This is a genomic window from Cytobacillus sp. NCCP-133 (assembly GCF_026011715.1).
Classification (GTDB): Bacteria; Bacillota; Bacilli; order Bacillales; family Cytobacillaceae; genus Cytobacillus.
In genome coordinates, this window is sequence record NZ_BRVM01000007.1 from 83,897 (window position 1) to 105,985 (window position 22,089).

The 22,089-nt window shown below is 40.4% G+C and carries 24 protein-coding genes and 1 riboswitch; of the genes, 7 read left to right on the forward strand and 17 right to left on the reverse strand.

Features of this window, described 5'->3' with window-relative positions; all coding sequences use genetic code 11:
- Nucleotides 1-19: 19 nt before the first annotated feature.
- Nucleotides 20-205: an SE1561 family protein gene (locus NCCP133_RS10475; RefSeq protein WP_264804902.1), complete on the reverse strand. Its 186-nt coding sequence runs from the start codon at nt 203-205 to the stop codon at nt 20-22.
- A 178-nt stretch (nt 206-383) separates the two neighbouring features.
- Between NCCP133_RS10475 and NCCP133_RS10480 the strand changes: the two genes are divergently transcribed.
- A complete protein-coding gene (locus NCCP133_RS10480) occupies nt 384-872 on the forward strand; it encodes a DUF421 domain-containing protein (RefSeq protein ID WP_264804903.1) in 489 nt (162 codons plus the stop codon).
- A gap of 29 nt (nt 873-901) precedes the next feature.
- Here NCCP133_RS10480 and ggt read toward each other — a convergent pair whose 3' ends face one another.
- Entirely contained in the window at nt 902-2,611 is a 1,710-nt protein-coding gene (gene ggt, locus NCCP133_RS10485) for a gamma-glutamyltransferase (protein WP_264804904.1), read from the reverse strand.
- A gap of 167 nt (nt 2,612-2,778) precedes the next feature.
- Entirely contained in the window at nt 2,779-3,432 is a 654-nt protein-coding gene (locus NCCP133_RS10490) for a YtxH domain-containing protein (protein ID WP_264804905.1), read from the reverse strand.
- A 163-nt stretch (nt 3,433-3,595) separates the two neighbouring features.
- On the opposite strand from NCCP133_RS10490, the gene yfkAB reads away from it, so the two are divergent.
- Complete coding sequence (gene yfkAB, locus NCCP133_RS10495) at nt 3,596-4,711, forward strand: radical SAM/CxCxxxxC motif protein YfkAB (protein ID WP_264804906.1); 1,116 nt, start codon at nt 3,596-3,598, stop codon at nt 4,709-4,711.
- 60 nt (nt 4,712-4,771) lie between these two features.
- On the opposite strand, the gene NCCP133_RS10500 is transcribed toward yfkAB, so the two are convergent.
- The 4 genes from NCCP133_RS10500 to NCCP133_RS10515 all read right to left on the reverse strand — a co-directional run bounded on the left by NCCP133_RS10500 (nt 4,772) and on the right by NCCP133_RS10515 (nt 9,101).
- The gene (locus NCCP133_RS10500; RefSeq protein WP_264804907.1) at nt 4,772-5,593 is read right to left on the reverse strand and encodes a YfkD famly protein; all 822 of its coding nucleotides are present in this window, start codon (nt 5,591-5,593) and stop codon (nt 4,772-4,774) included.
- A gap of 480 nt (nt 5,594-6,073) precedes the next feature.
- Nucleotides 6,074-7,135 (reverse strand): calcium/proton exchanger, encoded by a 1,062-nt coding sequence (gene cax / locus NCCP133_RS10505; RefSeq protein ID WP_264804908.1) that lies wholly within the window; start codon nt 7,133-7,135, stop codon nt 6,074-6,076.
- A gap of 206 nt (nt 7,136-7,341) precedes the next feature.
- Nucleotides 7,342-8,484: an acyl-CoA dehydrogenase family protein gene (locus NCCP133_RS10510; RefSeq protein ID WP_264804909.1), complete on the reverse strand. Its 1,143-nt coding sequence runs from the start codon at nt 8,482-8,484 to the stop codon at nt 7,342-7,344.
- A gap of 230 nt (nt 8,485-8,714) precedes the next feature.
- Nucleotides 8,715-9,101, reverse strand: coding sequence for an OsmC family protein (locus tag NCCP133_RS10515; RefSeq protein WP_264804911.1), 387 nt, complete (start codon nt 9,099-9,101; stop codon nt 8,715-8,717).
- 182 nt (nt 9,102-9,283) lie between these two features.
- Between NCCP133_RS10515 and NCCP133_RS10520 the strand changes: the two genes are divergently transcribed.
- Nucleotides 9,284-10,462, forward strand: a complete 1,179-nt coding sequence (locus NCCP133_RS10520) for an MFS transporter (protein WP_264804912.1) — start codon at nt 9,284-9,286, stop codon at nt 10,460-10,462.
- A 638-nt stretch (nt 10,463-11,100) separates the two neighbouring features.
- Nucleotides 11,101-13,020, forward strand: coding sequence for a heavy metal translocating P-type ATPase (locus NCCP133_RS10525; RefSeq protein ID WP_264804913.1), 1,920 nt, complete (start codon nt 11,101-11,103; stop codon nt 13,018-13,020).
- A gap of 228 nt (nt 13,021-13,248) precedes the next feature.
- Here NCCP133_RS10525 and NCCP133_RS10530 read toward each other — a convergent pair whose 3' ends face one another.
- Together NCCP133_RS10530 and NCCP133_RS10535 are read right to left on the reverse strand one after the other, a co-directional pair.
- A complete protein-coding gene (locus NCCP133_RS10530) occupies nt 13,249-14,073 on the reverse strand; it encodes a YihY/virulence factor BrkB family protein (protein ID WP_264804914.1) in 825 nt (274 codons plus the stop codon).
- 20 nt (nt 14,074-14,093) lie between these two features.
- A complete protein-coding gene (locus NCCP133_RS10535; protein ID WP_264804915.1) occupies nt 14,094-14,474 on the reverse strand; it encodes a YtxH domain-containing protein in 381 nt (126 codons plus the stop codon).
- Nucleotides 14,475-14,770: 296 nt separating this feature from the next.
- On the opposite strand from NCCP133_RS10535, the gene NCCP133_RS10540 reads away from it, so the two are divergent.
- Nucleotides 14,771-14,998 carry a DUF1128 domain-containing protein gene (locus NCCP133_RS10540; RefSeq protein ID WP_264804916.1) on the forward strand — a complete coding sequence of 76 codons (228 nt, stop codon included), beginning with the start codon at nt 14,771-14,773 and terminating at the stop codon, nt 14,996-14,998.
- A gap of 140 nt (nt 14,999-15,138) precedes the next feature.
- Here NCCP133_RS10540 and NCCP133_RS10545 read toward each other — a convergent pair whose 3' ends face one another.
- The 3 genes from NCCP133_RS10545 to NCCP133_RS10555 form a co-directional block, all read right to left on the reverse strand.
- Nucleotides 15,139-15,651, reverse strand: a complete 513-nt coding sequence (locus NCCP133_RS10545) for a type 1 glutamine amidotransferase domain-containing protein (protein WP_264804917.1) — start codon at nt 15,649-15,651, stop codon at nt 15,139-15,141.
- A gap of 84 nt (nt 15,652-15,735) precedes the next feature.
- Nucleotides 15,736-16,461, reverse strand: a complete 726-nt coding sequence (treR, locus tag NCCP133_RS10550; protein ID WP_264804919.1) for a trehalose operon repressor — start codon at nt 16,459-16,461, stop codon at nt 15,736-15,738.
- Between the two features lie 59 nt (nt 16,462-16,520).
- A complete protein-coding gene (locus NCCP133_RS10555) occupies nt 16,521-16,763 on the reverse strand; it encodes a hypothetical protein (RefSeq protein ID WP_264804920.1) in 243 nt (80 codons plus the stop codon).
- Between the two features lie 208 nt (nt 16,764-16,971).
- Between NCCP133_RS10555 and mnmH the strand changes: the two genes are divergently transcribed.
- Complete coding sequence (mnmH, locus tag NCCP133_RS10560) at nt 16,972-18,030, forward strand: tRNA 2-selenouridine(34) synthase MnmH (RefSeq protein WP_264804921.1); 1,059 nt, start codon at nt 16,972-16,974, stop codon at nt 18,028-18,030.
- Nucleotides 18,031-18,214: 184 nt separating this feature from the next.
- The gene (locus NCCP133_RS10565; RefSeq protein WP_264804922.1) at nt 18,215-18,535 is read left to right on the forward strand and encodes a helix-turn-helix domain-containing protein; all 321 of its coding nucleotides are present in this window, start codon (nt 18,215-18,217) and stop codon (nt 18,533-18,535) included.
- Nucleotides 18,536-18,632: 97 nt separating this feature from the next.
- Here NCCP133_RS10565 and NCCP133_RS10570 read toward each other — a convergent pair whose 3' ends face one another.
- The 5 genes from NCCP133_RS10570 to sipW all read right to left on the reverse strand — a co-directional run bounded on the left by NCCP133_RS10570 (nt 18,633) and on the right by sipW (nt 22,032).
- Complete coding sequence (locus NCCP133_RS10570; protein WP_264804923.1) at nt 18,633-18,779, reverse strand: anti-repressor SinI family protein; 147 nt, start codon at nt 18,777-18,779, stop codon at nt 18,633-18,635.
- 30 nt (nt 18,780-18,809) lie between these two features.
- Nucleotides 18,810-18,898: riboswitch (cyclic di-GMP riboswitch) on the reverse strand.
- 492 nt (nt 18,899-19,390) lie between these two features.
- Nucleotides 19,391-19,708 (reverse strand): DUF5658 family protein, encoded by a 318-nt coding sequence (locus NCCP133_RS10575; protein WP_264804924.1) that lies wholly within the window; start codon nt 19,706-19,708, stop codon nt 19,391-19,393.
- Nucleotides 19,709-19,793: 85 nt separating this feature from the next.
- Nucleotides 19,794-20,696, reverse strand: a complete 903-nt coding sequence (locus NCCP133_RS10580; RefSeq protein WP_264804925.1) for a CalY family protein — start codon at nt 20,694-20,696, stop codon at nt 19,794-19,796.
- Between the two features lie 69 nt (nt 20,697-20,765).
- On the reverse strand, nt 20,766-21,359 hold the full coding sequence (locus NCCP133_RS10585; RefSeq protein ID WP_264804926.1) for a CalY family protein: 594 nt from the start codon (nt 21,357-21,359) through the stop codon (nt 20,766-20,768).
- A gap of 82 nt (nt 21,360-21,441) precedes the next feature.
- Nucleotides 21,442-22,032 carry a signal peptidase I SipW gene (gene sipW, locus NCCP133_RS10590; protein WP_264804927.1) on the reverse strand — a complete coding sequence of 197 codons (591 nt, stop codon included), beginning with the start codon at nt 22,030-22,032 and terminating at the stop codon, nt 21,442-21,444.
- Nucleotides 22,033-22,089 lie beyond the last annotated feature (57 nt).

Below are 22,089 nucleotides of genomic sequence, written 5' to 3' on the forward strand. Positions count from 1 at the left end.
AGAGCCACATAAGGCTCTTTTAGATATCGCGGTTATTGAATTCACGGCATTTGGATTCGAGGTCATCAATCATTTCGATTAAACGATCAATGTCTTCGAGTTCTGTATCTTCAGGCTCAATGGCTTCCAGTACATCCAGGAACATATTTAAGCGCTGCTTTAAAAAAATCACTTGTGAATTCTTATCTTGAATCGGACTGCCCAAAACGTTCTCTCCTTTCGTCTCGACTACATCCTACATAAAATTCGATATTTCGGCAAATTCATATTTGTATTTAATATACCCACCTTTCCCCCGCTCAATATCTCTTTTTAAAAAAATGGCATCGGTTTTCCATCCGCTAGTTAAAGGAATAGGAATCATATGAAGAGGAGGAATAAAGATGTTTTCCTCAAATTGGCAGGATATTGGACGAGTCCTTTTAATAGGATTGCTCAGCTATGTTTTTCTTGTCCTGTTTCTTCGAATAGCAGGAAAACGCACATTATCTAAAATGAATGCTTTTGATTTAGTTGTTACCGTTGCGCTTGGCTCCACCCTAGCCACCATTCTTCTTAATAAGAAAGTATCCCTTGCTGAGGGGCTGACTGCATTCGCCCTTCTGATTGGACTGCAGTATATAGTTGCCTGGCTTTCGATTCGTTCATCCAAATTCAGTGAATTAATTAAGTCCAATCCTGACCTGCTATATTATAAAGGAAAGTTTATAAAAGCTTCGTTAAAGAAGAATCGTGTATTAGAAGTGGAGGTATTGCAGACAGCTCGTGCTCAGGGCATCTCTTCCTTAGATGACGTTAAAGCGGTAGTTCTTGAAACCGATGGAAATATCTCTGTATTAACAAAAGCAGCTCTAGCACTCTTTCAAATATAAGCAAAGAGAAAAGCTGACGCCAAATGGCATCAGCTCACTTTTATTTGATCTTCTGTAATGCCTGCTGCTTTTCCTTCACGGCTGGAATCCGCTGCCCCATATAGGCGGCCTTTTTCATGGTCGATCTGAATGGCCTGTACATTGCCGATGCGGCTTGGTTTATCCCCGAATTCAAATCCTTTCGACTCCATTTCCCCTTTCGCCTCCATGCTGATTCCGGGCTCCCATTCAATGAGCGGGCCTGCGCTGGCAAAAATCCTAGGCTCCTCAATTGCTTCTTTTAAATTCATTTTATGGTCAATTATGTTAATAATAGTCTGAAAAACGGAACCGATGATCGTAGGGCCTCCTGGGGATCCTAATGTGAGAATGGGTTTATCATCCTTAAATAAAATTGTTGGGCTTTTACAGCTCACTGGCCTTTTATCAGGCTGCGCTTCATTAATTCCGCCTGGATTGGCATCAAAATCGGTTAGCTCATTGTTTAGCAGGAATCCGTATCCTTTCACCATAATCCCGGATCCAAACGGATGTTCAACCGTGGATGTACATGCGGCAATATTGCCCCATTGATCAACAACAGTGAAATGGGTGGTTTCGCTTTTCTCTAAATCATCCGGCTGCCGAATGACCTGATTCGGCTTCCCATCCTGGTATTTCCACGGGTTTCCAAAATCTATGGCATCATTTCTCCGTTCAAAATTAATAGCTCTTACTCTCTCAGCGATATAGTCATCATGGAGCAGCCCTTCGATGGGGAGACTGGAACATTCTGGATCTCCCGAATAAGCAATTTTATCAGAAAAAGCCAATCTCATTGCTTCGGTAATCAGAAAGTATTTCTCCCAAGACCGTGCATCATATTGGCTTAAATCGAAGGTCTCAAGAATCTTTAGAACCTGGATTACAGTCAAGCCGCCTGCACTTGGAGGAGCAGATGAAGCAATTTTATAGCCTTTGTAATCTCCCCAGATTGGCTCGTCAATCGTCAGCCTGCAATTTTTCAGATCTTCTAGGGTCATAATCCCGCCCTCTTCCTTCAGATTTGAAACAATCGCCTCTGCAATTTCACCTTCATAAAAAGCGGATATTCCTTCTTTTTGCAATATCCTGAACGTTTTGGCAAGGTGTTCCTTTACAAGCGTATCTCCTTCTTTAAGAGACTTTCCTTCGGGAAAATAAAAGGCTTTTGCCTCCTTGCCCAATCGGTATTGAAAGTTTTGAAGAGCTTCTTCAAGCACCCAGTTTACTTTGAAACCCTTCTCTGCAGCGTCGATAGCCGGCTGAATCAAGTCAGCTAATGTCTTTGACCCATGTTCATTTATAGCTTTATCCATAACTTTCAGGATTCCCGGTATCCCTACAGCCGTCCCATGGGTAGAACGCTTACGGAAGTCAACTACTTCTCCTTTCTCGTCCAAGAACATTTCGGGGTGCACACCCTTTGGAGCTCTTGTATGTCCATCATATATTTTTACATCTTTCTTTTTATTATCATAGACCATTAAAAATCCGCTTCCGCCGATGCCTGTCATCATTGGTTCCACGACATTTAAGGCGAATTGGATGGCTGCTGCTGCATCGACTGCATTCCCGCCTTCCTTTAGTACCTTTTCGCCAATATCGGTTGCGGCCCAATGCGGACTTACAACCATACCTTTTGTTCCAACCGCCGTTTCCCTATCATAAGACTGCTTTTCCAAATCCCTTGATAATGATTTTCCTCGTCTATAACCCATAAGCTTATAACCTCCAATGATTGTCCTTTCTCTATAGTTAAGGATTACCCCCCTCTTCTATTTATGAAACAACCATCATTAGGAAGAGGAACCAATGCATTATTATTGACCTATCCTCTCAAAAAAATCCTCTGCTGCAAGCGGCAGAGGATTTTGCTATTTCTTTATTAAAGATTGTGGCTGTTCTTTTGAGTTTCAGGGCTATAGATTACAGCACTTTCATCTCGTTCAACTGGGAAGGCAGAATCTGTGCTGTTCATTGAACCTGTAGTCTGGCCTGAAGAGAAGCCCGAATTTGAGCCAGAGTTAGGGGAGGTCCCGCTGTTTTCCACAGGGTTATCCATTAGCTCTGATCCTGCTTCTTTCACTTTAGATCCGATTTCAGCCAATTCACTTTTTGCTTCCTTAGCTGTTGACATGGCTTCGTTTGACACTTCTTTTACCATATCCATGTTGCCAAAAACATCCTCATTGACACGCTGATATAGGTTTTGAGCGTCTTTAATTGCATCCTTTAAAGTGTTTGAAGCGTTTTTAAACTGGTTAATTACATTTTCCTTCACGTCGCCAGGATTCTCTTTTACTTCGGAAATTAAGTTAGCTGAAGTATCTTTTAGATCCATCGCTTTAGTTTTTACTTTTGTTCTTGTTTGTGTATCAAGCATTGCTAATGCGCCTCCAATGATTCCGCCAAGAACAATTCCTTTCATCAGCTTGCTGTTTTGCCCATTGCCTGTATCCATTGCATTCATATCCTGTTCATAGTTTGAGCCCATCGCATTTGTTGTGTTTGCTGTATTATAAGCAGTATTCTGTTCCATAGTGAATCCTCCTCTTTTAATTTAATGTTCGTTTGTTATTGTTTTAATTCCCGCACATAAAAGAAATAAACTTTCCAAGTCCATTTTTAGTCCAATCTATCGATTGACAATGAAGCATAAAGATTAAATAATGACAAAGGACTTAGTTTAAAAGGAGAATTCTATGATTACTAACCTTTCACCCATTACACCGGAGCATGATCCATGGGAAGCTTATCTTGACATAGACGAGCATGGAAAAATGCTATTATCAAATATTGAATTTACGACTACGGTTTTATGCAATATGCGCTGCGAACATTGCGCAGTGGGCTATACCTTACAGCCAAAGGATCCTGATGCTTTGCCAATTGAGCTTATGTTGCAAAGGATGGAAGAGATTCCACATTTGAGATCCTTAAGCATAACGGGCGGTGAACCCATGCTATCCAAAAAGTCAGTGGAAAAGTATGTCGTGCCTCTGATGCGCTACGCCCGCAGCAGGGGTGTCAGAACCCAGATCAATTCGAATTTAACCCTGGAATTAAACCGTTACGAAGAGATTATTCCATATTTGGATGTTCTTCATATTTCACATAATTGGGGAACAGAAGAAGATTTTCTTGAAGGCGGATTCGCCATGATGGAGAGAAAGCCTGCAATCGAACACCGACAAAAACTTTTTAAGCGGATGATCGCGAATAGCCGGGAACTCGTTAAGGCTGGGGTCATGGTCTCTGCTGAAACCATGCTGAATAAAAGGACCTTGCCCCATCTAAAAAAAATACATAAACAAATTACGGAAGAAATGAAGTGCCAGCGCCATGAGGTCCACCCGATGTACCCTTCAGATTTTGCTTCTTCCTTGGAAACACTGTCTCTTGAAGAAATGAGATCGGCGATCCATCACCTATTGGATATAAGAAAGGAAGAAACCTGGATGCTTTTCGGCACCCTTCCATTCTACGCATGCAGCAGTAATGAAGCTGATTTGCAGCTTTTAAAAAGATTGCATAATTCTAAAAATGTAACCGTCAGAAACGATCCTGATGGCCGCTCACGCTTAAATGTCAATATTTTCACAGGCGATGTGATTGTCACTGACTTTGGCGATACCCCGCCACTTGGAAATATTAAAAGCGATCAGCTTGAAGAAATCTATAAGAAGTGGTCGGAAACTCAATTGGCTGATTCATTGAATTGCCATTGTGCAGGGGTACGGTGCCTTGGACCAAATGTGCTTGTAAAAAACAGCTACTACAAGGACGCTGATTTTAAGAAGCTGTCTTCAAATATTTAAAAGAAGTCAGCCAGCCTTAGGGGCTGGCTGACTTCTTTATTGTACGGCAAATTCGCCTTTCTATCTTGGGCGTTCTGAAACTAAAAACCCGAATGTGACATGGTCCTGAATCGGAATCCATGCGCCTATTCCCTGTGAAGTCACATTTTTAATCACAATACTTCTTTTGTTGCCTTTGAGCATTAAATAAACTTCCCCATATGTTACTTTTCCTTTTTCATTAATAGCCGGGGCATATCCGTAAAGATAGCCTAATCGTTTTGAAGGGATATTATAAATATGATCCTTTTTTGTCCCTGCACCAACAATCGTCTCAAAAGCGAGAGGAAGTCCCGATTTTTCCATTGCTTTCAGAAGCATCATTTTTTTTACATCTTCAGCATTAGGCACCTTTGCAGTTAGCCCGCCGCGGACAACCTTTTGTGCTTCCTGCACATAGTGAATCTGGTATGGCGCTTTTCCTCCGCGATTATCAAAATAATTCGTGTTAATCTTTTGATATTCCCAGTTTGGAGAGGTTTCAGATGACTCGTAGTTAAGCGGCCATTGTCCCAAATAGACGATTGCCCTGTACCCGATTGCGAACGGAGTGCTGCTGACCGATGTTTCATTTAGCATCCGGATTAATTCCGGATTTTCAATTTTCACCTTCGAGGAGTCTATCAGCTGCTGTGCCAATTCGCTAGGCTGAAGGGTTGGCATATCCTGTGTTGGATTTGGATAGGTATTTTCTTTTGTGACATTCAGCACCGAATTCGGAATGGCGATTGATTTCTGCGGCTGTTTTGCAGGTTTTTCAGCCCCTTGTTGCCCATGGGCAGCCGGATGGAATGACAGCATTAAGATAAGGCCTAAAAAAAGAATGCTAACGTATTTTTTCATGTGTCTTACTCCTTTCAACTCACAAGCTTTTTAGGTTTGTTCATAGTTTTTTCAGAGAAAAGGGATATTATCCAGCGGTTCATAAATAAATAAGCCCTGCATTGAATAGCTTTATTGCAGTAATATTTTTCATTTGTAATAATTTTGTAAAAATCAGAATATTTACAAATATCAAATAATGTGTTATTATTAACTTACTCTCAAGAAAAGGAGGGCAGATGAAGTCAGCCACTTTATCATAAAGGAGGATGAACCCGTTTTTTGTTAAGTCATCAGCAAGTTAGGTTAAGTGATCAAAACTCAACATGAAGGTTGGTGATCAATGCCTTAAAGCGAACAGAATCCAAATCCTCTAAAAACATATACCCTTATGAAAAAAGTACTTAAATACCAAATATAAAAACCGGCTCTGAGATTATTTCAGAGCCGGTTTGTTTGTTTAACGGGATATTATATTTTAATTAGAATTTCATATTTTAATTAAAGTAGATAGAAGCCTATTCCCATGATCACATAAGCAGCCAGCAATGTTGCACCTTCAAACCAGTTTGTTTCTCCGTCATTTGAGATGACAATCATCAGTAATACTGCAGTAACCATTGAAATTAATTCAGGCAATGTAAAGACCAAAGGCATCGCTGTTGGAAAAATTAAAGAAATCAACACCAATACTGGCGCTACAAACATCGCAACTTGCAAAGTAGAGCCAATGGCGATTTCGACTGCAATATCCATTTTATTTTTAAAAGCCATAATAATTGCAGATGCATGTTCTGCTGCATTCCCGACAATCGCTACGATTACAACACCAATGAATAGCTCCGTCCATCCAAATGCTTCCCCAACTGCTTCAAAGGTATGGACAAGATTTTCAGATACATAAGCAACAGCAATTGTCGAGATGGCAAGAACAGCAATCGCTTTTCCCTTGCTCCATTCCGGTTCTTCATCCTCATGATGGCTGGCACTTTCCTCTTTATGCTGATACACACCTCGATGCGTCACGAGCTTGAAGAATAAGGCTGCTAAGTATAAGGCAATCAATATGACAGAGATGCCAATACTGAAGGTAATGGTTTTCGCTTCGTCCATTGTCATCGCAAACACTTCCGGAATGACAAAGGCAACGATCACTCCGAACATGAGAAGACCGGAATTATGCCTGGCATCATATACATTGAAGGATTGGGTCTTAAATTTCACTCCTCCAATAAAGAAAGATAATCCTGCAACCAAGAGCAAGTTTCCCAGCACGGAACCTGTTAATGAGGCAAGGACAACACTGATAAGACCGGCTTTTAAAGCAAAAATTGAGATAATTAGTTCCACGGCGTTTCCAAATGTAGCATTAAGCAATCCCCCAATTCGGGGTCCTGCTACAATTGCAAGACTTTCAGTCGCCCTTCCCATATAGCTGGCCAGCGCAATAATGGTGATGCAATAGATAATAAACAGCAGTATATTGGACCAATGCATCAGCGTACCAATAACTGACAAGGGTACCCCAGAAAAAGCCAGCACCATGAAGATTTTATTTGTCATATGATCTTCTCCTTTTTATTATGTTTAACCTTCAATTATTTTCATATGTAGTTATATTCTGATATTTCTAATTAAATATGTAGAAACTGTTCTTCTTCATTAACCTTTTTCAAATAAATTAAACCTATACATTAAAAATGATTTGCTTATTTTCTATAATTATCCATAGAAAAAGCTGCCGTTTTCAGACAGCAGCTTATCTCTTCTTATTCGATGGCATGTTTAGCCAGCACTTGGATTGTCATATCATCCATTGGCGGATTATGAAGACCTGCACGGACATCCCGGTAGTAGCGCTGCAGCGGATTTTTTTCAGAAAGGCTTCTGGCACCGACTACCCTCATGGCTAAATCCACAACGGAAATTGCTGCATTTGTAACAGCAAACTTAACCGCACCCAATTCCGGCTGCATGATGCTTCTCGCCAGCTCATCTGCTTCATCCCATTGTTTTGCAACGGAATACAGAAAATGGCGCGCTCTCATCAGCTCCAATTCCATCTCACCGATTTTTTGCTGGACATTTGGCAAATCAATGATGGCTCCATTAATGCTATTAGGTGAATACTTTTTTGCAAAATCAATCGCGTAGGTTTGGGCCGCCTGTGCAATGCCGAGATAACACGCAGGGATATGAAGCAGCCACCCGGCAGCTCCTTTTTGTCCAGGCTCAAAAATCTCAACAAGGGCCTCTTCTTTTACCCTTGCGTTTTTCAAAATTAGATCATGGCTCCCTGTGCCTCTCATCGCTATACTATCCCAGGTTTCTTCAATCTCCACTCCTTCTGCAGTTCGGGGTATCAGGAAATTCCCAATTTGGCCATTATCCGCAATCGTAGCGCTCACGTTAAAGTAATCAAGAACAGGAGCCATTGTCGTAAACGTTTTCCGCCCATTGAGGACCCAGTTATGTCCATCTCTTACTGCACTTGTAACAGGTTTCCCACCTCTTGTCGGACTGCCCGTTTGAGGTTCTGTAGCACAGTTGTTCATTAATGCCCCATTCTTTACTTTTTCACAAAGGTTTTTATAGATTGATTCCTTCCAGCTGTTTTTCTCGCCAAGACTCTTCATAATGCCCATATGCCAGCCAATAGATAAAGCGGTAGATCCATCACCTTCTGCCATTTTTTCCTGCAGGCGAATAAATTCATATAGAGAAAGTCCTTCTCCTCCATTTCGCTTTGGAATGGTTAAAGAAGTATATCCAGCCTCTTTCAGATCTTTGATATTCTCATAGGGGAATTGGCCCTCTTCATGCTTCCCTGCAGCCCTTGTTAAAAATTTTCGGGAAAGCTCCTCCATTATTTCAAGTCGTTTTTGGATCGTTTTCACTTCCTGGAACTTCATTTACCTGAGCACCCCATTCCTTCTTAATTCTTATTGTTTTTATCGGATTTATTATACAGGATTCTTATAAAATGGTTCTAGCATGACGTCCTTTTTGTCAAAAACAGGCGGGAACGCGCAGATGAAAATGGCAGAACTGAAAGGAGAATAAACGATGAGTGATTTAAAAAAGAATATGGCAGAAGAGAATCGAACGATAGAAAAAAAGGAAGAGGCGCCTCTTCCTTTTTTCATAAGATCAGTTCAAATGTTTCAATAACGTCAATGCTTCCTTCTACAGAGCGGACCATTGAGCAGTTTTTCCTCGTCAATTCAAGAGCTTTATGGAGTTTTGCTTCGTTTAAATCGTTGCCTTTAATTAAAAAGTGGATATGAACCTTTTCAACCCGGTCTGCAATGTCCGGATTTCTTTCCACACGCGTTTTAATCTGGATATCCTCAAAATCCATTCGCATCTTTTTCATGATTTTGCGAAGAACTCCTCCGCTGCACACGGCCAATGAGGCAACAAGCAGCTGAAATGGCCTGAACCCATATTCCTCGTCTCCCGCCACATCAAGACGCCCAAATGGCAGCTCAGTATAAAACCCTGCTTCTTCTTTCATTTTAAAATCCATGGTATTCGCCCCTTTTACGTTATATATATTTAGAGAGTACACTATTTTACCAGCAAACAAAACTAATTTGCCGCTTCATTTCGTTTTATCTCTATTATATTTCACTTGCCAAGATTCCTTATTCCCGATACCATCATTTAGGAACCATTTTTTAGTGACTCTCAGAAAAAGAGGTTTTAATTATGAATAAAGAAACGATGCGTTTTTGGATTCTCATCAGCATTGTTGCCATTTCAGGCTTCAGCCAGGGAATGCTGCTTCCATTAATCGCCATTATTTTTGAAAGTGACGGCATTTCTTCCAGCTTAAATGGATTGAATGCAACTGGGTTATATATTGGGATTCTGCTAATCTCTCCATTTATGGAATATCCATTGAGAAAATACGGTTATAAACCGGTGATTATTCTGGGCGGGCTTTTAGTAGTCCTTTCGCTCATTCTTTTTCCGCTTTGGAAATCCTTTTGGTTTTGGTTTCTATTGCGGCTTCTGATTGGAATTGGCGACCATGCTTTGCACTTTGGAACCCAAACATGGATAACGTCCTTTTCACCAGAGAATAAGCGCGGCCGCAATATTTCCTTGTATGGCTTATTCTTTGGTGCAGGTTTTGCAGCCGGGCCTTTAATGGCACCTCTTGTTAAAATTAATGAGACCCTGCCGTTTATCATTTCTTCCATCCTATGTCTGATTGCCTGGCTGTTTTTATTTACTTTGAAAAATGACTATCCAGAGCAATCCATTGAAATCAATTCGTTCAAGGAAACGATGAAGCGTTTTTCAAAAGCTTCCAAATATGGGTGGGTTGCCTTTTTGCCGGCATTAGGCTACGGATTTCTGGAAGCATCATTGAATGCCAGCTTTCCTATATACGGCCTGCGGATTGGGATGGATGTCTCGAACGTTTCTCTTCTTTTGACTTCATTTGCAATCGGCGGAATTGTATTCCAGCTGCCGCTCGGAATCATGAGTGACAAATATGGAAGACGGAATATTTTAATGGGGGTCCTGTTTATCGGGTTTATCAGCTTTGTGGCTGCAAGCTTGCTGGAAGAGTCGGTGATAGCATTAACCGTCTGCCTGTTTATTGCAGGAATGGTGGTCGGCTCCACTTTTTCTCTTGGCATCACCTATATGACAGACTTAATGCCGAAAAACCTGCTCCCAACCGGGAATTTGCTCTGCGGCGTTGCTTTCAGTGTAGGGAGCCTGATTGGCCCTTATTTCGGCGGCCTGTTCATTCAATTTTTCAAATCGATCAGCTTTTTCAATATCATCAGTGTGATGCTTTTGATTATATTCCTTGTTGTCACACTTTTCGGCAATAAACAGCCGGTTTGTGAAAAAAGCCAGTCATTTTAAGGGGATCTCGTATTGAGATCCTTTTTTTAAGGCTCTTTTCTCATAAATTGTTGCTTTAGCCTAAAATCTATGCCCGTTGATTTCCACTTCAGGCACTCGCTTTCCACGGGGCTGCCGGGAGCCTCCTCGACGCTCTGCGTCTGTGGGGTCTCCCTTGGAACGCTACTCCCGTAGGAGTCTAGCGCCTTCCGCTACAATCAACTCAGCGATTAAACTTAGTTGGATCAATGGAGGAGAACGCCAATTTGAATGGTCAGAGTGCGATCAAAGCCCAGATGGCAAGGTCATGTCCTCACTGTAGGATGAAATCTTAAACACCCTTAAAGAAAATAACACCTACAAAACCCTTGCCCCTTCCATAGGAAAATACGAATAATTGTCAAAATTCTTATGGACTGTTTACCTTTTCAATTCATAGATTATATAGTAAGATAAAGATAATAGAATACAATATTTGCATAATGCCTATTGCATTATCAAATGAAACCGGTTTGTCATGCTGTCACCTTCAAGGTGGCAGCTTTCGTCATTTTTTAGGGGTAATGAGTGTGATTATTCTTCTCAATAAGATCTTTTGAGAAAAGTACCGGAAAATTCAAAATTCACATAAACACTATTCATTTTCAGGAGGAGAATGCATGAGTACGGAGGCAAAAGCTTTACTAAAAAGCAATACACATGATCAAAACTTATTGGAGAAAATAAAACCGCATGCCGAATTAGCCGCAGCTATTTTCAGCGGTTTCCTGATCCTGGCGGGCTGGCTGCTTGACCGCAGCGATCAGGAAACCGCATCGATTGCTGCTTATTTGCTTGCTTTTATCATTGGCGGTTTTGCAAAGGCAAAAGAAGGTATTGAGGAAACCATTGAAAATAAAGAACTAAATGTTGAGATGCTGATGATTTTTGCAGCAATTGGATCTGCCATTATCGGCTACTGGACAGAAGGAGCCATTTTGATTTTCATTTTTGCGGTCAGTGGCGCACTTGAAACTTATACAATGAATAAAAGCCATAAGGAAATCTCATCTCTTATGGAAATGCAGCCTGAAGAGGCACTTCGAATAGCAGATGGAACTAAGGAACGCGTCCATGTGTCAGAACTGGCCATTGGAGACCACATTTTAGTTAAACCCGGTGAAAGAGTTCCTTCTGATGGAATCATTGTTAAAGGACATTCATCTTTGGACGAAGCTGCCATTACAGGTGAATCGCTCCCTGTATCCAAAGGTGCAGATGAACAGGTGTTTGCCGGCACAGTGAACTTAAATGGCTCCATTACAGTTGAAATTACAAAACCAAATAATGAAACGCTTTTTCAAAAGATTATCGAGCTTGTTCAATCAGCACAAAGTGAAAAATCCCCTTCCCAGCTATTTATTGAAAAATTTGAAGGAACATATGTAAAAATTGTTCTTGCCGCTGTAGTGCTCATGATGTTCCTTCCTCACTTCCTTTTAGGGTGGAGCTGGACCGAAACCTTTTACCGTGCGATGATTCTGCTTGTAGTCGCGTCCCCGTGCGCTCTTGTGGCTTCCATCATGCCCGCAACTTTAGCGGCCATTTCAAATGGAGCTAGGCACGGAATTCTTTTTAAAGGCGGCGTGCACCTTGAAAACTTAAGCCACCTAAATGCAATAGCTTTTGATAAAACAGGTACGCTCACAAAAGGGAAGCCTGAAGTAACAAATGTGGTCGTTAAGGATGGTCATAATACAGATGAAGTTTTGCTGAAAGCAGCTTCCATTGAGAGCCACTCAAACCACCCGCTTGCAAATGCGATTGTTAAATATGCGAAAAATACGCTATCTCATCCACTTATCCATCCTGAGAGCATTGAAGATGTTACCGGCTTTGGAGTTAAAGCCTTAGTCAACCAGGATGAATGGAAAATCGGCAAAGCTGCTTTCGTTGGAAAAGCTGAAGCAAAAGCATTTGCAGACGGAGCTGCAGACCGAATGGCCAGCGAAGGAAAAACTGTTGTTTTTATAGCGAAAAATGATGAAGTAATTGGCCTGATTTCCTTAAAGGATGTTGTTCGCGAGGAAACGAAGCATGCGATTGATCAGCTGAAAAGGCAGGGGATCTATACTATTATGCTGACAGGAGACAGCCAAACTACTGCAACAGCCATTGCCAGTGAAAGCCATGTAAATGATTATATTGCTGAGTGCTTGCCTGAAAATAAAGTTGATCATCTAAAAAAACTAAAGGAAAAGTATACGAATGTTGCAATGGTTGGCGACGGCATTAACGACGCTCCGGCCCTCGCGACGGCGAATGTCGGGATAGCTATGGGGGAAGGAACGGATGTTGCCCTGGAAACAGCTGATGTGGTTCTGATGAAAAATGATCTTCCTAAAATTGCGGAAGCCATTGATCTTTCAAGCCGAATGAATAGAATCATTAAACAAAATGTAATCTTCTCCATTACAGTGATCATGTTCTTAATCGCATCCAACTTCCTGCAAATACTGGACCTTCCTTATGGTGTCATCGGACATGAGGGATCGACCATATTAGTTATTTTAAATAGCTTAAGACTGTTAAGATCATGAGAAAAGCCTAGGAATTTAATCCCAGGCTTTTTCTTTTTAGTGATAGCCGTTCTGTCCGTTAGCAGAACCCGATGTTTTTTGTTTTGGTTTGTTTTTGCCCTTTTGTTTGGTGCCGCCATCTTTTTTTGTATGTTTTGTCATGATGAAGCCTCCTTTTAAAAAATAATTCCCCCATCTATATTGTGCAGCTAGAGAAGCTTTTTTAAGAAGGAAACTGCAGGAATTTTGTCAGCAATCCTCTTTTTTGTACTTCGCATTGATGGCATTGATTTCCCCGCCAAGAATAATGATAATGCCTGAAATGTAAAACCAGATCATCAGGACAATAATCGCCCCGATGCTTCCATATGTAGCGGAGAAATTTCCAAAGCTGCTGACATAGTAAGAAAAAGCGAGTGAAGACAGCACCCATCCGACTGTAGCAAAAATCGCTCCTGGCACCGCACTGATACAGGTCAGCTTCTTATTGGGTGCAATCCAATAAAGACCAGTAAACACAATAAACAGGATGAGCGGGCTGACAAGCCAGCGCAGCATGCTCCATACGGCCAGGAATTGACCGGACAACCCAAAGTGAGAAAATAAAAACAGGCCGATTTGCCTTCCGAATACAGGGAGAAGCAAAGCCAGCACAAACACAAATATCATGGCAAAGGTCAGCAGTATGGCCATGCCTCGGGCTATTATGAACGGCCTGCTCTCTTTTACATCATATGCCTTATTAAAAGCACGAACTACGGCGTTAATGCCATTTGAAGCAGACCAAATAGTTGCGATAATCCCGAAGGATAACAGCTTCCCATTTTTCTGCGTCATTTCATAAATATTTGTTTCAATCAGTTTCATCGTCTCGCCCGGGGCAAAATCGCGAATAACATTTAGAATGTCTTCTGTTGTAATCGGCAGATAAGGAAGCAATGTCACTAAAAAAATTAATAAAGGAAAAAGAGAGAGCAGGAAGAAATACGCCAATTGGGCAGCAAGACCCAATACATCATCTTCCTCCACTCTCCTCCATAAGTTTGGAATCAGAGTCGAAATAGCTCGTCCCATTCCAACACCTCACTTGAATTTTAATGCGGAACCCGAACCGTTTCTTCATCAGATTCATTTGGCATACCGCCTGATCCGTTCGGCTTGATGTCAGCAAATGCCTGCTTTGTATTCTGGACAATTTCTGTTACCTCTGGTGCCATCTCTTTTAGGTCTTCCACAGTTCCCGTGATAAAAGCAACATCCTCACTGACTTGCTCTATAGCTGTCCGAACTTTATTGGATACTTCCTGTACCTGAGTAACAGCTTCCTTTGGATGCTTTAAATAGTAGCCCACATCACTTGATGTTTTTTTGACGTTTGCACTTACCGTTTCTCTTGTCGGCCTGTCCAATAGGCTCAATGCCCCTCCTGCAATCGCTCCATACAATACACCTTTCCAAAACAATGATTTCCCCATATTTTATTTCTCCTTTACCAAAATTATTATATAAAATTTGATTCTTTTTTCCCTTTTTTTCAAAAAGCGAAACCTATCTCATCTGTAAATAAATTCATATTGCCAAGTATTATATGCCTCCCCTATATTTTCTACTAATTTCCATGGGTCATGCAACCCTAAATTCAGTTGACATTTAACTGATAACATGGAAAGATGAATAGAAAAGCGGAAGGCGAGTGCTTACAGCGGAAGATCAACACTAAAGTGTAAAGCTTAAAATCGTTTTTAGATACATAACAGGAGAGGTGTCCGGCATGAATAATTTATCCGAAAAATCGATTGCAAATGTGGAGTTCATGATCGAAGGAATTAAAGAAAAATTAAAGGTACTAAATTTGGGAGCTATAAAGCCATCCCATTTCGATGAGGAAATGTATGAAGAATTAAAAGACATCTATGACCTAGTTATGAAAAAAGATTCCTTTAGCCCAAATGAAATGCAGGCTTTGGTAGAAGAATTAGGGAATTTGAGGAAAAAGTAATGGAAAGCAGCCAAGATTATGGCTGCTTTTTTGCTTAATATAGACTGCCTTGCTTACCGGTGATAGGCGCTTGGGCTAGACACTTCTAGAAGTTAAAAAATCCCTCTGCCACCACATGCAGAGGGATTTGATTACATTCATTATAATAATTTTAAAGCTTCACGACTAAATGCGGGGATATCATCCGGCTGGCGGCTAGTAACGAGCTGGTTTTGACACACGACAACTTCTTTATCTTCATAATTCGCTCCAGCGTATTCCATATCGACTTTGATGGATTTGTAGCCAGTCGCTTTGCGACCTTCAAGGGTTTTTGCTGTCAGAAGCAGCTGTGGTCCGTGGCAAATGGCAAATACCGGTTTCTTTTCGTCCATGAAAGATTTGGCAAACTGTACAAATCGATCATCAGCACGAAGCTGGTCCGGGGAAAAGCCGCCTGGCAGGAATAAAGCATCAAAGTCCTGCGGTTTCACATGATCAATGCTTTCATCGATTTGAACTGTAGCTTTACCCTGTTTGCCTTTCACAGATTTGCCTTGTTCCTTCTCAATCGTAACCACTTCATGCCCTGCTTCCTTAAAGGATTGGGCAGGATCAGTGTATTCCGCATCTTCAAACATATCGGTAATTAAGCATGCGATTTTTTTACTCATATAGAACATCTCCTTTGAAAAAAATCTTCACATAAGGAGATTTCCCTTAAGGGACTTTATTAAACGTAAAATACCTTTTTATTCTTAAAAAACCTCGCTGTCCATTCTTCTCGCAAAATTGACAAACCTGAATTTATCAGGCCTGTGTCTGGATTCTGTGTATTGAAAAAGTGTGGCATCGTCAAAATAGATATAGTTTTTCACAACTACTATTGCATGAAAACCTTCCATATCCAGCAGCTTTCGATCCTCTGCTGTCGGGTCCTCGACTGTGAATTCTTTTTTGGCAAAGCTGATTTTTTTGCCCAGCTCTCCTTCAATGTAAGCAAAAATAGAGCTTTGGCATATTTCTTTAGTTAAACCAGGGACATATTTTTCAATAAGATAATCTTTGTCTAATATAATTCGTTCATCCTCTATTTTTCGCACACGATAGACCTTCCACATTTTTTCATTTTTATCTATATGAAGATGCTTCATTTTTTCAGCGTCAGGCTGAATTAAGGAAAATTCATCGACAATTGTTTCCGCCCGCTGCCCCATTTTTCCAGCCAATTCCTTGAAGCTGACCAAGCCTGAAATGGGGAACTGCAGCTTCTTCAAATCTAAAACCAGCGAACCTTTGCCGCGGATTTTTTGGATAAATCCATTTTGAGCAAGCAAATTCAAGGCCTTTCGTATGGTTTCTCTCGAAGTCGAGTACATTTCGGTCAATTCATTTTCTGAAGGCAGAATGGATCTGGCAGGATACTTGCCCTCCTGGATTTGCTTAGCCAGCTCTTCATATATTACTAAGTATTTATTTCTCATTATCGATCACCACTTAGTCTTTTTATCCCATTTTACCATTAATACCACTGGCTTTCATTTTACTTATTGGAGAGTTGAATAAAATACCATCCGCCTTCGGTCACAACAGGCTTGAAGATTATCACTTTCATTTTTATATCCTTTGCCAATCGGCTGATATCCTCCTCTGTCGGGGTTGGATATAAATTCTCAAAAGCTGAGAAGAAGCTGTTGAAAACACTGGAGAACGCTGCTCCTTTTTTCGAATGGAGAATAGACGTGATGGTCGTAATGGAACCATTTCGGCTCAGCCAGCTCTTCAAGCGGGATAAATAGCTGCTTTTTAAAAGGCAAAACCATTGGATATGCTGATACTACAGCACTTGGGAAAATTTGATAGAACACTGGTGCAAAAAAAGGAGTATGATTAGGAGAGTCACCTATATTTATTAAATCCTGTATAATAGATTAGATAGAGTTGTTTTTCAATTAAAAAACAATCATATATAGTACTACACATGGAGGCATTCTATGAGAGAAATAACTGTAGAACAATATATTCAAATGGATAACGCAGTTCCCGTTGATGTCAGATCTCCAATCGAATTTGAGGCATGCAGCATTCCAGGAGCTGTAAATGTTCCGCTTTTCAGCAATGAAGAACGGGTAGAAATCGGTACTTTGTATAAAAAAGAAGGTTCAGATGCGGCAAAATGGAGAGCAATGGAGATCGTTTCACCTAAGATTCCTTCTATGCTCAAAAAAATTCGGGATCTGAAAGAAAAAGGCCTCCAGCCAGTTATTTACTGCTGGCGCGGCGGAATGCGAAGCAAAGCAGTCACTACTTTTATCTCATATGCTGGCGTTTCAATCCCCCGTTTAATTGGAGGCTACAGAGCGTACCGTCAATACATTCTGGAAAACACACCAGACCTGATCCCTGAAAAAGCTGTGGTTCTGCATGGAATGACAGGCGTTGGAAAAACTGACGTATTGAAAGTATTAAGCGAAAAAGGCTATCCTGTCATTGATCTTGAAGAAATGGCCGGCCACCGCGGATCGATCTTCGGCTCTTTCGGAATGGGAGACGGCAGCACGCAGAAAACGTTTGATGCCTTGCTATATGAAGCTCTATCTGTGGTAAAAGGATCACCGTACATCATTATGGAAGCCGAAAGCAAGCGAATCGGCAAGGCCGTCCAGCCTGATAAATTGCTGGATACAAAAAGAACAGGGATCCATATTGATATGTTTGCAAGCATAGAATCCCGTGTTCAGCGCATCTTGCGCGATTATGTTGAACCTTATCAAGCAGAGGAATGGTTCAAACCAAAAGTAATTGAGAGTCTAGTATTTATCAAAAAAAGGCTTAAAGACCAGGAAATTCGCACCCTGCTTGATGAGGCTATTGAAAAAGAAAACTATGAGCTGTTTATCAAACTTTTGTTAGAGCATTATTACGATCCCCGCTATGCATTCAAGCAGCACGATTACGAAGGGGAATTCCATCATGTGAATGCGGATGATGTTGCGGCAGCTGCTGAAGAAGTGATTAAATTTATTGAAAACCAAAACGCTCCCGTCGTTTGACGTGGAGCGTTTTTTATAAATCGGGACAAAAGGATTGTTTAGAAATTTGTAATAACTAACTATTTAAATTGGTTAACACTGTGGTATGATGATAATGATATTGAACAAAATGTTCTTAATATAGAATCCATCTAAAGATTTTGATATAATGATGATACATACAATAATAAGGTGTGTGAGAACAATGATCGGTGATCGTGTAAAAAAACTTCGCCAAGAAAAGAAAATGTCCATGTCCGAGCTTGCTGAACAAGCTGGAGTGGCCAAATCTTATTTAAGCTCCCTTGAGCGTAATCTTCAGACAAACCCATCTATTCAATTCCTTGAAAAAATTGCAGGCGTATTGAATGTCCCAGTTGATCATTTAATCCACGAGCAAATCAACAGGGACGAGCTTGATTCTGAATGGATGAAGATTGTGAAGGAAGCGATGGAGTCAGGGGTTTCTAAAGAGCAATTTAAGGAGTTCTTGGATTTTAATAAGTGGAGAAGCGGACAGAAATAATTGATAGGCCTGCAACACGTCTTATTTTTTTCGGACAAAAATAAAAAGCATTTCTATTTAGAGACTTCTCTAAAAGAAACACTTAGAAGCAGCAGAATTAAGCTTTTATCAGAACCTCTTTGGCTCCATTATTATGTAGAAACTTGCGAATTTCTTCTTTCTCCAGGCCTAAGTTTTTTGCTTTCATAATTAACTGCAGCCATTCCATGTCAATTCCTTCGACCTTTACACTCGGTTCTGCCAAAACTTTTCCCCCCAGGATACGTTTCGTATTCCAGGCAATCCAGCCATCTTAGTATCACCTCATACCTTAGACCTGTGACTTTGCGTCCTCACCTTTCAATGAGTTTGCCTTTTTCTGTGACTTTTTGCACAAGAAATATTTACCATAGATGTATTCTACTATGGCAGTATTGCTAATTCTGTCTTAATTTGTAAATTAAATTAATTATTTTAATATTAAATTAATTTAATATTCGACAAACTCTGTATTCCCGGTGCAGTTTTTCCTAGTGTTTTTATTAGTCGCTTACAGGTTTTCAAAGCATATTGTTCTTTCTAGTCGAACTCCTTTTTGAGTAGTATGTAAGACCCACTCTTTTCCTATAATTATTGCTGATTTGTTTTAATTTTATTGAATAGGTGTGCGGGGTTCTGCTTTTTTTATATGTGATATGGACAGGTTCCCTAGTCATTGCATCCAAAAATATTTCATTGGTCAAGTCATGCCCGCAAACCGGGCACAGCCACTCACTTGTTTCACTGCTGCTGAAAGAAGGATTATGGCATTTAGTGCAGTTTTTTTGATACATGGGACACCGCCTGCTCTTTATAATAATATTGATAATATATTTCTTAGTTAAACAGTTGATTAGTGCTTTCAACAAATAATGAAATAATCCAAACAGAATGCAGCATACATACCATTGAATATATAATAGAAACTCCTGCTGCAAAAAGCTTCACTTTAGATTCGGCAGAGATAAATATTGATAAAATGATCAGTAATCCAGAAAGAATAAATTTAAGCGAAAGGAATAAAAAAGGATGCAGATCATAAAGATTACGCATTAGCGGATTGCTTTCTTCTATAATATTAAAGTGGAGTCCAATTGCAGTAAGGAATCCGTCCAGTAAATTTAATAAGGCAAGATAGTAAAGCAGTTTTTTCATGTGATCACCACTTTTTGGAGAAGGTGAGCCTTAATGTGTATAAATAAAAATTAAGGCCAAGAAGTTTTTATTCTCCTGGCCTTGTTTACCGTTCACTTCTTATCCTTCTATAAAATAAAAGGATTAATACACTTCCAGCACCCAACAATAATCCACCGATTAACAGAATGTTATACGTATTGGTAGCAGTGTTTGGGAGGAGTTTTTCGGTCATTTCAGGAATTATTACAATGTTATCTTTAGGGTTATCAGGCTTAGCACCTTCGTCGTTAGATCCATCTGAAGGTTCTTCTTCACCTGGGGGATCTCCATCACCTGGGGGATCTCCATCACCTGGAGGATCTCCATCACCTGGAGGATCTCCGTCACCTGGTGGGTCTCCGTCACCTGGTGGGTCTCCGTCACCTGGTGGGTCTCCGTCACCTGGTGGGTCTCCGTCACCTGGAGGATCTCCATCACCTGGAGGATCTCCGTCACCTGGTGGGTCTCCGTCACCTGGTGGGTCAGATGGATCAGTTAATGCCTCAGCAAGAAATATTAATTCTACCTCAGCAGAAGAATCCTGAAAGGCGTTTCCCAGATCGTAAGGCATTGAAATTTGAAAGAGTAACTGTTCAGATCTGCCCTTTGCCAGCTTCCTTGGAGTAAAACCCTCAAAATTTTTTAACTTTCCTTCGAATAGAATGTTCGAATCTTTCTTAACTAATAAGTCAAGCTCTTCGAAAAGACCTTTTACAGACTTTTTCTTTCCAATTTGAGCTGTGTACTTAAAATCCTGTTTTCCCTGGTTAAGGACGATTATATCGCGTGGCATCCAGTCGCCGGGTTTGAGGTTGCCTACTTCGAAAAAGTAACCGTTAGGGTTAGTGTTAATATCTAGTTCTTTTTCTTCTGCTTTTGCAGTCTTATCATTAAGAATTAGAAAAAATAGTAAACATACTAAAATAGAGACTTTTAATGGTCTTGCCAATAAACTTATTGATATCATGGCATTACCTCACAAATTATATTAGACAAGAGGTGGGGAAATCCCCCCACCCCTCGTTTTACAGAGTTATTATTTTGCTTCTCCAGCGCCTTGCTTTCCTTCGAATGTCCATTTAAGTTCCAAAGAGTCGCCTTGATATTCGTTTTGATCAGAATTGTTTTCTACAAACTCATATTGAACATAGAGTTTATCAGAAGTCCCGGCAGCTAAGTTTCCACCTCGTTCTGCAAAGAACTGACTCCAGAAATTCCCTTCAATTACATCAGGGCTCATATTTTGCAAATCATATAACGTTGTTGAAAAAATAGGCGCATCTATTTTGTCTGCATTGATTAAGAAATTAACTCGAATATGTTTACCAAAGTCTTCAGTATTATCACCATTTGCATCTGTTACTGTATAACTTGTTGATAAATCAATAGTTGCTATGTCTAGGATTCCTCCGTTAACTAGATCAAAGCTACGAAGCATAGTATCGCCTGGCTTTATGTTGTCAACATCAATGATTGTCGTTGGATCAGCACTTAAATCCAATGTTCCAGCTGTAAAGGTAGCATTTGCTTCTGCAGTGTCACTAAAGTATGCAAAAGTCCCCCCACCAACTAATGAAATTCCTAATGCTGCAGATGCAATTCCCATTCCTAGTTTCTTTTTTAAATTCATTCCTTTTTCCTCCTCTACCCCATTCGGGTATGTATAATTTTTTATATTGACCCTTGTATTTCTACAAGGAGTGCAACCAAAGTTAAGCGGTTTTTTCATTTGAATCTGTTTTCTTATTTTTAGAATCCAGTTCTCTTAATCCCTGCATGATACTAAATGCCGAGTATGCAAGAAGCAGAACTCCCGGACCAATCAGCAGAATCGCTCCGCCTTCTTTTGATTGAGCAAAATCTATAAAATACCCCACATATGGAATCGTGAAACCAGAGTAAACGGCTCTTACATTTTCAGAAAGCACAGGATCCATGTCGGCTGATTTGTTGTTATCCCCTTTTGTTTCATACATGACATGTTCGCCGCTTGTTGTGACACCAGTAATACGGTGGGTGATCAACTTCTTTTCATCGGCTTGGAAAGTGATGATGTCTCCTTTTTTCAAGCCTTTACTTTGGGATGATTCAACTGGTTTAACTGCAATGACAGATCCTGTCATGAAAGTTGGCTCCATCGAACCTGATAGCACGGTTTTAAGCTGGTAACCAAATGCCTGAGGTTCTCCGCCAGATGCTTTAGATGAAACAACGAGCACCGCCATAATGATTAAATTGATAAACAAAATTGCTGTAATCAAATTGCTAATAATCTTTCTTGCTGTTTTCCAGCTAAATTTCAATTCACTGTCACCTTCCTTTAAAAGAAAGATTACTGTTCTTTCTTTCTATATATTTTG